The following is a 12,797-nucleotide window of genomic DNA, read 5'->3' as shown; positions in this document are numbered from 1 at the left end:
GACAATGGTTTTTTTAAGGGAAATTTTACTAGTGTATTCTATATATAGATTTCGATAGTATTAATCAAATGGGTCACTATATTTCTCATCACTAAGCATTTGTTCGTCAGTAAGTGTATTTAAGAATGCTACGAGCGCATCTTTTTCTTCTTGTGTAAAATTGAATTGACCGACGTCTCCATTATCATTCACTAAAGGCGTTATAAGACTAGGATGGTTCTTAATTCCTGAACTATAATGATCTATAACTTCAATGAGAGTTGTAAAACGACCATCGTGCATGTAAGGTGGGCGAATGGAAATATTTTTGAGTGAAGGGACTTTGAATTTTCCTATATCATTGGGATTCCCTGTAGTTTCGTTAACTCCTAAATCAGTACTTGAGGTTGCATCTATTCCGTTGGTTGTAGAAAAACTTGTAAGTGGCCCTGGATTAATTGGAAAAGGACCTACGAAAGCTTCCGTTTGGTGACAACCAACACAATTTCCACTTACTCCATTTGATAAAGTCCTTGGTAAAAAGAAAAGATTTTTCCCCTGATTTTCTTGGGCTGTGAAACTTGGAAAATTAGCTATTGGTGAATCTACCTCACTTCTTGCTAAATCATATAGTGATGCAGTACTAACCATGCTTCTGATAAATTAAGCTAAAGCTCTAGAAATTCTATCGCTAGTGATACTTGAATCACCAAAAGCGTCTTTAAAAAGTATAGGATAATAGGATTGCTCATTTGCTATCTGAATTAATTCTTGAAGTGTTAACCCCATTTCTACATCATCTTGAAAAGGCATCAATACTTGCTCTTCTAGAGTTTGTGCTCGTTCGTCCCAAAAGAATCTTCCATCGGCATAAAAGCGAGCATTTACAATACTCATAGAGTGTCTTCTAATGAGCCCACCTTCAAAGCCTTCACTGAGTGTGTCTAGGTCAGAAAACCCATGTTCAGATTTATGGCAGGATGCGCAAGAAATTGTACTATTAGCGCTCAATTTTTTGTCATAAAATAATACTCTACCTAATGTTGCTCCAGCATCTGTTACTGGATTATCAATAGGAGTGTTGTCGTATTCTATAGGAGCTCGAAATTGAAATGCAGAAGGAAAACCATTTGTTGTATAATGCTCTGGTAATTCAATATTAGCATAATTAAAATACGTTTCTGGTAAGTTTAACTCAAAAAATGCACCTTCTTCTGTGTCTGTATAGTCGTCATTATTATTACTACTACAAGAGACAAATAAGGTTGCTAAAATTAAAAGTAATTTAAAACAAAGAGATTTCATTAAACAGAGATTAGTTATATCTTGTTTAGACTTTGAGTAGATAAGAAAGTTTAATCTGAGCTAATGGAAAAGTGGTTCTGCTTTCTCTTCAAGTAGTGTAATCAATTCTTTTTGATAATATTTAAAGCGATCAGGAATTGATAGAATAGTTATCTTTTTTCTAAAGTGAGAACCTCCGTTTTCTACAATAACTTTCCTGTGTTTTTCTTCCATTACAATTACCAAATCTGCCCATTCCATTAAATCTTCTGTTAAGGCTTGTGTGCCTTATCTGTTACAGATTTTATAATTGGTGCCCGCGGAATCAAATTCTATATTATTATATTTCTTTGAGAAATAATCAGAGGCTGTTTTTGATCGCTGTTTATTTGCTGAACAAACAAAAAGAATCTTTTTCATTTCTTTAAATTTCTAATTCTTTCTAAAAGCGTTGGATGCGAGTAATGCATAAATACATACGCTTTATGAGGTGTTAAATTGCTTAAACTATTTTTAGATAATTTCTTTAAAGACGTAATCAAAGGTTCAGCTTTATAGGTGTTTTTTGCGTAATCATCTGCTTGGTATTCAAATACACGAGATACATAATTCATTATTAAGCCAGTCAATTCAGAAATAGGTGAGTAGAGTAACCCAAAAGCAATTAAACCTACATGAAAACTTGGAATTTCTACTCCAATAGCATTAGATAATAATGGGTTAGAAATGAAAATGGATAAGATGTATAATGTTAATCCAGTGAGAAGGATAGAGGTAACCAAATTAAAGATGATATGTTTACGTTTGTAATGCCCAACTTCGTGCGCTAAAACTGCAACAATCTCCTCATCATCTAAATCATTTACTAAAGTGTCGTAAAGTGTGACTCTTTTTTCACTTCCAAAACCAGAGAAATAGGCATTAGCTTTTGTGCTTCGTTTTGAACCATCAATTATGAAAATTTTATTTAAACTAAAACCTACAGATTTTGCATAATCTGAAATTTTATTACGTAAGTCACCTTCTTCTAGAGGAGTTTGTTTATTAAACAATGGAACAATGAGTTTAGAATAGAACATATTCATAAAAACACTGAAAACCGTAACAATTCCCCAAGCATATAACCAAAATTGATTTCCTGTGATTTGGTAAAACCAAACAATGAGCGAAATAATACCTCCACCAAGAAGAGTCATCATTACCAAACCTTTTAACTTATCTAGTATAAATAGTTTTTTTGTGGTTTTGTTAAAGCCGAATTTTTCTTCTATGACAAAGGTTTTGTAATAGGCAAATGGCGTGGTGATAATATCACTAGCTATCATTATAATTCCAAAGAAAATTAAAGCCACAATCACAGGTTTGTCAGAATAACTTCTAGCTATATTATCTATATATTCAAAACCATCTAAAAAAAGAAACGCTAAAGTCAGCACTAAAGAGAATAGGGAAGACCATATTCCAAATTTATAGTTAGTAGCCTTGTAAGCTTGAGACTTTTTATACTCCTCTTCGTCGTAAACGTCTTTTAATTCGTCAGGAATTGAATCGTTATAATGTTTAGCGTTAATAGCATCTAATATTTTATCCTTTATAAAGTTGATAATAATGATACCTATGATGATGTAAAAAAGTGTTTCTGCTTTCATGTATTAGTTTAGTTGGTTCTCGACAATTCCGTTATTATAAATTACCCGAACTGATGTTTTAGGTTATTTAAAGTCACGTTGTCTTTTAGCTTCAAAAATGAGTATTCCTGCTGCAACAGAAACATTCATAGAGTCAATAATACCTTGCATTGGTATATTAATATTTTGTGTTGCAGTATCTCGCCATTCTTTAGTTAATCCGGTTGCTTCTGTACCTACTACGATAGCTGTAGGCAAGGTGTAATCTTGTGTATAATAAGGCTCAGACTCTTGTAATATTGCCGAAAAAATATTGAAATTATAATTTTGAAGGAAATCAATAGCTTCTTTAGAACTAGCTATTGCAATTTCTGTAGTAAACACACACCCAACACTAGAGCGAATAATATTTGGATTGTATAAATCTGATTTCGGATTCGCAATAATTACAGCATCTATATTGGCGGCATCTGCAGTTCTCAAAAGAGCTCCAATATTACCTGGCTTTTCAGGCGCTTCAGCTACTAAAATTAATGGATTTTTAGATTTCAGTGTTAAATCTTCAAGTTTATTATGTTTTACCTCTACTACTGCAATAATTCCTTCTGTTGTATCTCTATGGGCTAATTTTTGAAACACGTCTTTAGAAATCTCAATAATTTCAATATTGTGCTGAGACAATACTTTGGCTTCAGTTTCTGAAAACAAATCTGGAAAAAACAGTACGGATTTAATTTTAAAACTACCTTTTATTGCTAGAGAAAGCTCACGTTTACCTTCAATTAAAAACTCGCCTCTCTTTTTTCGTAAACGAGACTTCTCTTTTAATTGTAAAAGATGCTTAATAAAAGGATTTTGAGTGCTGCTTATTGATTTATACATAGACTATTTGACTTCACAAATTTAAATCTTTATTTTTAAGAATCGGTTCTATTTTATAACATTAGTATTTAATTACACGCAACCATTATTGCTTTTTTACATCTAATTAAAAACTAATCTTTTTTATTCAATCAACTCAAATATGAAAAAACAACTACTCACCTTTATTTTAAGCCTCTCATTTTTATTCTCTTTTTCTCAAATAGCAAACCCGCCATCAGCCCTCGAGGCTTGTGATGACATCACTGACGATGGGTTTATACAGTTTGATTTAACTATTGTTGAGACTCAGGTTTTAGGTAGTCAGAATCCAAATTATTTTACGGTTTCATATTACGAAACTGAATTTGAAGCTATTTCAGGTATCAATGCGTTACCGATACTGTATACAAATGTAACTGCAAATGCGCAAGTGATATATATTCGATTAGAAGAAAATGCAACAGGGAATTATGATATTACTACATTGCAGCTAATTGTTAATCCTATTCCAATGCCTACACAACCAACACCTCTTGCGTTATGTGATGACGGTATTCCTGATGGTTTAACAATTTTTGATTTAAGTTCGAAGAATTCAGAGATTACAGGTAGTAATTCCAATTATGCGATAAGTTTTTATAGCTCTCAGGCTGACAGTGACGCTGGAATAAATCAATTACCAATAATTTATTCTAACATAACGAATCCGCAGACGGTTTTTGTTAGGGTTGTAGATGTAAACACTGGATGTAATAGTATCACAACTTTAGATTTAGTAGTAGAACAGTCTCCAGTAACCAATACTCCTCAACCTTTGAGATACTGCGATTTGGATAATGATGGTTTTGGGGTTTTTATGCTAACAGATGCAGATAATGATATTACAGGAGGTGCAGCAGGACTCACCGTGAGTTACCATGAGACTTACGCCAATGCAGATAATAATGTAGATGCCATAGATACCACAGTAGATTACAATAATATTGTAGTTGATGAGCAGACACTATACGCGAGAGTAGAAAGCGCAACAATAGCGACGGCCTGTGCAACGATAGTAGAGTTACAATTAATCGTAGAACCAAGCCCACAGATTATAGAGCCAACACCATTAGAGGAGTGTGATGATGTCTCAGCAGATGGTTTTGCAAGCTTTGATTTAACGACCAAGGCAGACGAAGTCTTAAACGGTGCAGATGCCACAGACTATATTGTAAGCTATTATGAGACGCCAGAAAATGCAAACGACGCTAATAATCCAATAGCCAATCCAACGGCTTATACCAATACAGAACCAAACACCCAAACAATATGGATACGTGTTGAAGACAGTAGTACTGCGGGAGGCTGTTATAAGATTACAAGTTTAGTACTTATTGTCAACCCATTACCAGTATTATTACAGCCAACACCTCTTGAATTATGTGATGATAATTATGATGAGGTTGAATCATTTGATCTTAGTGTAAAATACCAAGAGATCACAGCAGGCAATGACAGTTGGTCAGTAGCCTATTATAAAACCGATGCTGATGCTCAAGCACAGAATAATGCAATACCAAATCCAACCCAATATACCAATACTTCTGTAAATGATTTACCAGCTAATCCACAGACTTTATATGTTACGGTTACAGATACAAATACTGGTTGTGTAGGTTTTACAACGTTAACTATACGCGTTTTGCCAATTCCAACACCAACACCAAGTGATCAAATACCAGATTTAGTTGCTTGTGATGAATTAAATACAGGTGATGGTGTAGAAGTTTTTGATCTTACAGAGAACGAATTATTAATAATGAATGGTGAAGCTGGGCAATCTATTACCTATTACATTAGTGAGAGTGATGCTTTTTCAGCATCAAATAGTATCTCAGATCCTACACAATTTTCTAATTCATTTTCACCACAGACCATATATGCAAGATTAGCTATTGATGTTACTGGTTGTTTTACGATTGTAAACTTTAATGTTAGTGAAATTCCTTGTCTTGATGCTGATAACGACGGAGTTATTGATAGCGACGAAGATCTTAATAATAATGGAAATCTAGAAGATGATGATACAGATGGGGACAGTTTGCCAAATTATTTAGACAATGATGATGATGGTGATGGAGTAGATACTATTGTAGAAATCAATATTGTTTTAAGTAGAAATACCATTCATCCATTTGTAGATACAGATAACGATTTGATAGAAAACTATTTAGACGACGATGATGATGGTGATAATGTATTAACAATAGATGAAGACTATAACAATAATGGTGACCCAACTGATGATGACACAAATACGAATTCTATTCCCGATTATTTAGAGAGTGATGTTGCGTTAAATGTAAGTGGTTTTGATGCAATAAGTTTTAAGTTATTCCCAAACCCAGCACAAAGTTCTGTTTCTGTATACTTTGATTCCAATTTTAATCAAGATATAAATATTAGCGTTTATGATATTCGAGGTAAAAAAATAGATGTACCTCAAGTAACTAACTTAGATAATCTTGTATTGGATACTTCAAAATTGAACTCAGGCTTATACTTTGTTCAGTTAAAAAATACTTCTAGCGTAGAAATAGAAAGGCTTATCATAGAATAAGATATACCAACTTTAAGATTATTAAAAGCTTCAGATAATTTCTGAAGCTTTTTTGTAATTAGTTTTATTTAATTTCGTCAAAGACAGCATTTAAAAATCATACCATGAAAAAACTAATATTTATTCTTCTCTTTGTAATTGCATTTACTTCATGTAAAAATGAGGCAAAAATTGAATCTACAGAAATAGAAACTATCTCTAAAGAAGATATTACAACAAGTATTTACCCAGAATCCATTACCAAAGTGTTTGAAGCTCATGGAGGGATTGATAACTGGAATAAAATGAAAACGTTATCATTTACTATGGAAAAACAAAATGGAAAGGAAGTGACAACTACAAACTTAAAATCTAGAGCAGAACTTATCGATACGCCAACTTATACTATGGGTTTTGATGGTGAAAATTTATGGGTCAGTGAAAAAGAAGGGAATGAGTATAAAGGCAATGCCAAATTTTATAAAGGCTTGATGATGTATTTCTATGCGATGCCTTTTATTGTTGGTGATGATGGAATTATTTATGAAGATGCTGAGCCTTTAGTTTTTGAAGGAAAAACGTATCCAGGAGTTTTAATCTCTTATGATGCTGGTGTAGGTGCCTCACCAGATGACCAATATGTGGTGTATATAATGCCGAAACAGGGCAAATGGAATGGTTGAGTTATACGGTTACATTTGGAAAAGACGGTAAGAGCAAAAATTTTAAATATATACGTTATAACGATTGGCAAATTATTAATGGCTTAGTATTACCTAAAAACATTAGTTGGTATAAATATGAGAACAATGTACCAACCGAATTACGTAATACAGTGGAATTTATAGATGTTATAGTTTCAGAGGAAACTCCAAAACAAGAGATGTTTACGATGGAAGAAGGTGATAGATTAATAGAATAATCTTATTTAGAGCTACATCACTGAATTATAATTTACAATAAAAAGCGAGCCATTCGGCTCGCTTTTTTTATTTAATCTTGGCTGCTATACTTTTTAGAATACCGTTTCCAAAGTTCAGTTTGATGTGTTTCTAAACTGATATCTCTACCATCAATAAATGCTTTTGTTACTATGTTAGTTCTCATGTCTAAGGCATCACCTTCACTAATAAAAAGTGTTGCACTTTTGCCTACTTCTAAAGTGCCATATGCATCATCAATACCCATGATTTTTGCTGCATTTTGGGTTATTAATTGTAGTGCTTGCGCTTTAGTTAATCCATGAGCTACTGTTGTTCCAGCATAAAAAGGAAGGTTACGAGAGTTCATACGTTCCATTTGTCCGCTTGGTTCTAAAGCAACCAAAACACCAGTGTCAACTAATTTTTTAGCTTGTTTAAACGTATAGTCGTAATCATCATCTTCTAGTTCTGGTCTAGTGTGCACACGTTGTAAGAACACAGATACATTATTTTGCTTTAAAAAACTTGCGACATTACCAGCTTGGTATCCACCAACAATAGTAATATTTGAAACACCTTGTGATTTTGCAAAATTTACCGCATCAGTAATACCTTTTTCGTCGTCAGCATTGATATATAAATGTTTTGAACCATCAAATATACCTGCTAAAGCAGCATATGGTATGTGACTTTCACCTTTAGTGCCTTTGTTGTAACTTTTAGATTCATTAAAGTAATCTACTAATTCTTTAACTTGCTTTCCGTAGTTTTTATTTGGTTTAAGACCAGGATCTTCACCAAGCCACCAACGTCCTCTACTAAAACTACTTGGCCAGTTAACATGTATACCATCATCCATCTTTATAGCTGCATCTTCCCAATTCCAAGCATCATACTGAACAATAGATGAGGTACCTGTAATACGACCACCTCTTGGTACTACTTGCCCTAATAAAACACCATTAGGTCGCATAGATTCTACTATTTTAGATTCAGCATTATAAGCAATAATACTTCTAATATGCGGATTAAAGCTTCCCATTTCTGATAGATCATTAGACGCTTTTACAGCATCTACTTCTACTAATCCTAATGTACCATTAGAGACTATAAAACCAGGATAAACATGCTTACCATTAGCTTTTATAACTTCCATTGCGCTAGTATCAATTTTAGACATCGTGGCATCTGAAACATTTTTTAGCTTTCCATCTTCCATCACAATGATACTATTATCTATAACAGTGCCATTACCTATGTGAGCCGTCGCACCTACAATAGCAATAGTTTTAGATTGCTTTGGTGCAGGTGTTTGTTGTGCAAAACTCAAAGAGATACACAACAGAAACAATATGCTATTTATTTTATTTAATTTTTTCATGTGTAAATAGTATTAATGGTGGTTGTGTATTGATTCTTCGTTATCCATAGAGTCACAATGCAACAATACTTTCTCTTTCTTTTTTACTGGCTGTGTCTTTAAGCCTTTATTTTTATCTTGAAGCATTAAATTTGCCAATTCACTTTTTTCCTTCTTAATAGCTTCTCGCATTGCTTTATCTCGTGCTAAATCAAAATAAGTGACTCCTTCAATAATAGTTTTTTCTGCTTTAGCATATATTGATAAAGGATGGTCTGTCCACAATACAACATCAGCATCTTTACCAACCTTTAAACTACCAACACGATTATCTAAGTGCAATAGTTTTGCAGGATTCAATGTCACAAATTTTAAAGCATCCTCTTCACTTACTCCACCATACTTTACGGATTTAGCAGCTTCCTGATTAAGACGACGAGACATTTCTGCATCATCACTATTTATAGCAACCGTAACTCCTGCATTGTGCATAATAGCTGCATTGAATGGGATGGCATCATTTACTTCATATTTATAAGCCCACCAATCACTAAATGTAGATCCGCCTACACCATGATCTTTCATTTTGTCTGCTACTTTGTAGCCTTCTAGAATATGTGTAAACGTATTAATATTAAAGTCGAATTTATCTGCAACTTTCATTAGCATGTTAATTTCACTTTGAACATAAGAGTGGCATGAAATAAAACGTTCTTTATTCAAAATTTCAGCTATAACTTCCATTTCAGCATCTTTTCTATAGGGCTTTCCACTTTTTTTAAGTTGGTCATATGCTTTTGCTCTACTAAAATAATCAACGAAGACTTGTTCAACACCCATTCTTGATTGTGGGAAACGTGAATTAGTTCTAGCTCTAGATTGTTTTACATTTTCACCTAAAGCAAATTTGATAAACTTTGGGGAGTTGTCATAAACTAAATCATCAGCACTTTCTCCCCATTTTAATTTTATAATAGCTGAGCGACCACCAATTGGATTAGCAGAACCATGTAATATTTGAATTGAAGTAACTCCACCAGCTAAATTGCGATAGATATCAATATCCTCATCATCTAAAACATCTTCTATAGTAACTTCTGCAGAAGAATTATGACCGCCTTCATTAATCGATGCTGCGGCAATATGTGAGTGCTCATCAATAATGCCAGCAGTAATATGCTTACCTGTAGCATCGATGGTTTTTGCACTTCCATCTGATAAGTTTTTACCTATTTTAGAAATTTTACCATTTTTAATTAATACATCTGTATTTTCTAAAACACCATCTTTTTCATTTGTCCAAACCGTAGCATTTTTGAATAATAAAGTTTCAGATTTTGGTTTTTCCTTAAAACCATATGCCAAATTTGGATAGGTAATAGGGCTCATATAAGTGTCTTTAGACTTAGCTTCACGCTTCTTTTTATTACCATCTTTTTTAGCTTCCTCCTTTTGCGCTTTACTTGCATAGAATGATAATTCACTGCCACTAGGCATAATGGCTTTACCATTTAGACTATTTCCGCTAGCTGAATTTGCTACAACTCTAATAAACTCTTTTTTAATACTGTCTGCAGTTTTAAAAGTGAAACTTACCCAATCATTTGCATAGCTTAACTTTGTACCTAAATTTTTATCTTCACTTACAAGCTTTCCATTTGGTTTACTAGTGCTACCTGAGATTGAAAGTTTGTAATCCTTTCCGGCTAATTTAAAATTATAGTCACCATCAACATCTTTTACATTCATATTAGAAATTACATGTGGAGTGCCTTGAACCCAGTTTTCATATAATTTTGTTTTCTTTTCGAATATATCTCCAGAAGTAATTAAGAAGTTGGCATAACTACCAGTTTTTAAGGTGCCTAATACATTAGATTTGCCTAATAAACTAGCAGGTATAGTCGTTAAAGCCTCTAAAGCTTTTTGTTTAGAAAGTCCACTTTCGATAGCTTTCATTAAGTTAGACTTAAATGATTTCTTAGATTTTAAACCATGAGTAGTTAAAGCAAATCTAATTCCGTTCTCAGCCAATAACCTTGGGTTATGAGGTTCTTGATTCCAAGAGCGCATATCACTTAAAGACAATGTTGAAGCTAAAAAAGCATTATTAACATTATATGCCAATTGAAAATCTAAAGGTAAAATGATAGTTGCGTTTGTACTTTTTACTTCATTAATACGTTCATATTCGTCTCCACCACCAAGGATAGTATATTGAATATTAAAGGCATCACCAACTTTATCTGCGCGCATTAAGTTTGCTCTGCTACCAGCATCAAATACCTGTAATAAGTTTTTATTGCCATTTAAGGCTTCTAGTGATAAATCTTTAGTATCAATATTGCCACCTGAATACCAGCTAGCATCATTATACATTTGGCGTAGTAACGCCATGCTTCCCATAATAGAAGAAGGATATCTTTGATTAGAGGTAACACTTTTACTAAAGGAGAAATGTTGTGTAGTTTCTCCATCTACAACACGCATTGAGTTGTCAGCATTGTTGTTTAGCGCAATTAATGCACCTGTACCACGAACAATACCATCTGGCATATGCGTGTTCACAACACCAAAACCTAGTTTATGCATTTCAGTAGCCGTTTTAGCATCGTACTTAAAACTTGCCATCACATCTTGTTCTGGCATAATGTGGTCATTCCAATAAAAACCACTGCGGCTAGCTCCATAACTTGGACCATTACCACCTCGTTTAGGTTTTTTTACACCAAATGTGGTGTACATATCAATAAATGATGGGTAAATAGTTTTACCAGTAAGATCTAAAGTTGTTGTGTTCTTAGGAATATTTACCGATTTACCAACACTTATAACTTTACCTTCTTTAATTAAGAGGGTTCCGTTCTCTATAACTTCTGTTGGTGAAACATGGATCGTAGCATTTGTAAATGCAGTGTAATTAGAATTATTCGCTATTACTCCAGAATTACTAGGAAAGTAATCTTGAGCAAATAACGAAAAACTGCACATAAAAATGAGCAGTCGTAAATATATTTTTAACATAAAATAGATGGTTAGATTAACTTTCTAAAGATAAGCATTAAAGCCAAAAAAGAAGATTGAAATGAAACAATTTAACGTTTAAAGTGCTTTGTCCTCATAATAATTTACAAGCAATGCTACTACGTAACTATAACTTTTCATGCCATCAGATTGATTGTTTACTTTTAGGAAACTATCAAATGTTTTTTCGAAAATAGGCTCTAAAGGATTTTCATAAGCCATCCAAAAGGCTTTAACTTCTTGATAATTTTTTATAATCCCTTTATTAATTGACGGAATAATAGTTTTGTAGGTTTCAGAATCTCGTCTAGATAATTCTGCCAAACAATATCTTAAAGCAAACGTATAACCTGAATATTTAAAATAATCATCATCATTATAAATTGCTGCTAGACTACCAATAAAATTTGCTTCGTTCTCAGCAGCATAACCTAATTGATGCGCAGCTTCATGACATGCAGTTGTAGGAAATTTATAAACAGGAATTAAGCCGTCAACTTGCGCTTCATTCGTAAAAGGATTAAGATAACCCGAAAAGCCCATATAAGTTAAAGGAATACTATAGAGAGATTTTTTAATGCTTTTTGGTTGGTAATTAAGATGCGGATAAGTCTTAGAAAGTTTTTCGTAACCATTTTGAATATTATCGAATATCTCAGATTTACTATAAGGAATTATTATTTTTAAAGTGTCATTGGATTCTAATTTTGTGTGAAGTGCATTTGACTTTTCAATTAGTCTTTCTGTAAAATTAACTAATTGTTCAGTTGTATATTCTGCTTCAATATTTAATGATTTGTATAAAGGTTGTCTATAATAATTAAATGCCCAAAGGATATGAAATGTAAAATAAGTAATAGATAATGTTGCTCCAATGTCTAGAAACCAGTTAATGGTGTCTTTAACTAGTCTTTTTCTACTTAAAATCAACCACCTTATTAAGTAAATACCTGCTAAAGTGTAGAGTAGATCGCCAATAGAAAAAGGAATCCATCCAAAAACATATCGCATTAGTTTGGATAAGAAAACGTACAGTCCATTACTATAGAATTGTTCTACAAGTTCAGGGTAGTTTTTAAGTATAGAAATCAATAGAATTTGAATTCCAAAAAAAATGACTAAACCTAATTTTTTGTTTTTGAACATGAATCAAAAAT

At 33.0% G+C, this 12,797-nt stretch carries 11 protein-coding genes; 3 read left to right on the top strand and 8 right to left on the bottom strand.

Annotated features, from left to right (window positions below; genetic code table 11):
* Window positions 1-60: 60 nt before the first annotated feature.
* The 5 genes from WPG_RS18310 to WPG_RS01315 form a co-directional block, all read right to left on the bottom strand.
* Window positions 61-630: a cytochrome-c peroxidase gene (locus WPG_RS18310; RefSeq protein WP_197539929.1), complete on the bottom strand. Its 570-nt coding sequence runs from the start codon at window positions 628-630 to the stop codon at window positions 61-63.
* Window positions 631-642: 12 nt separating this feature from the next.
* Entirely contained in the window at window positions 643-1,284 is a 642-nt protein-coding gene (locus WPG_RS18305) for a cytochrome-c peroxidase (protein WP_197539928.1), read from the bottom strand.
* Between the two features lie 60 nt (window positions 1,285-1,344).
* Window positions 1,345-1,524 (bottom strand): hypothetical protein, encoded by a 180-nt coding sequence (locus tag WPG_RS18300; RefSeq protein ID WP_197539927.1) that lies wholly within the window; start codon window positions 1,522-1,524, stop codon window positions 1,345-1,347.
* Window positions 1,525-1,679: 155 nt separating this feature from the next.
* Window positions 1,680-2,912 carry a M48 family metallopeptidase gene (locus tag WPG_RS01320; RefSeq protein ID WP_045468362.1) on the bottom strand — a complete coding sequence of 411 codons (1,233 nt, stop codon included), beginning with the start codon at window positions 2,910-2,912 and terminating at the stop codon, window positions 1,680-1,682.
* Window positions 2,913-2,975: 63 nt separating this feature from the next.
* Window positions 2,976-3,773 (bottom strand): TrmH family RNA methyltransferase, encoded by a 798-nt coding sequence (locus WPG_RS01315; protein ID WP_045468360.1) that lies wholly within the window; start codon window positions 3,771-3,773, stop codon window positions 2,976-2,978.
* Between the two features lie 142 nt (window positions 3,774-3,915).
* Here WPG_RS01315 and WPG_RS17165 point away from each other — a divergent pair, with 142 nt between their 5' ends.
* The 3 genes from WPG_RS17165 (at window position 3,916) to WPG_RS18470 (ending at window position 7,255) form a co-directional block, all read left to right on the top strand.
* Window positions 3,916-6,354 carry a T9SS type A sorting domain-containing protein gene (locus WPG_RS17165; protein ID WP_052471110.1) on the top strand — a complete coding sequence of 813 codons (2,439 nt, stop codon included), beginning with the start codon at window positions 3,916-3,918 and terminating at the stop codon, window positions 6,352-6,354.
* A 104-nt stretch (window positions 6,355-6,458) separates the two neighbouring features.
* Complete coding sequence (locus tag WPG_RS01305) at window positions 6,459-7,016, top strand: hypothetical protein (protein WP_231850236.1); 558 nt, start codon at window positions 6,459-6,461, stop codon at window positions 7,014-7,016.
* The gene (locus tag WPG_RS18470; protein WP_231850235.1) at window positions 7,004-7,255 is read left to right on the top strand and encodes a hypothetical protein; all 252 of its coding nucleotides are present in this window, start codon (window positions 7,004-7,006) and stop codon (window positions 7,253-7,255) included. The genes WPG_RS01305 and WPG_RS18470 overlap by 13 nt, the downstream gene beginning before the upstream one ends.
* A 71-nt stretch (window positions 7,256-7,326) precedes the next feature.
* Here WPG_RS18470 and WPG_RS01300 read toward each other — a convergent pair whose 3' ends face one another.
* The 3 genes from WPG_RS01300 to WPG_RS01290 form a co-directional block, all read right to left on the bottom strand.
* Window positions 7,327-8,637 (bottom strand): amidohydrolase family protein, encoded by a 1,311-nt coding sequence (locus WPG_RS01300; RefSeq protein ID WP_045468357.1) that lies wholly within the window; start codon window positions 8,635-8,637, stop codon window positions 7,327-7,329.
* 12 nt (window positions 8,638-8,649) lie between these two features.
* Entirely contained in the window at window positions 8,650-11,640 is a 2,991-nt protein-coding gene (locus WPG_RS01295; protein ID WP_045468355.1) for an amidohydrolase family protein, read from the bottom strand.
* A 78-nt stretch (window positions 11,641-11,718) separates the two neighbouring features.
* Window positions 11,719-12,786 (bottom strand): DUF3810 domain-containing protein, encoded by a 1,068-nt coding sequence (locus WPG_RS01290; protein ID WP_045468353.1) that lies wholly within the window; start codon window positions 12,784-12,786, stop codon window positions 11,719-11,721.
* Window positions 12,787-12,797 lie beyond the last annotated feature (11 nt).

Origin of the sequence: Winogradskyella sp. PG-2 (assembly GCF_000828715.1) — a bacterium.
In the GTDB taxonomy this organism is placed as follows: Bacteria; Bacteroidota; Bacteroidia; order Flavobacteriales; family Flavobacteriaceae; genus Winogradskyella.
Note: the sequence above shows the minus strand (reverse complement) of the source record. Positions and strands in the feature narration are given on the sequence as shown.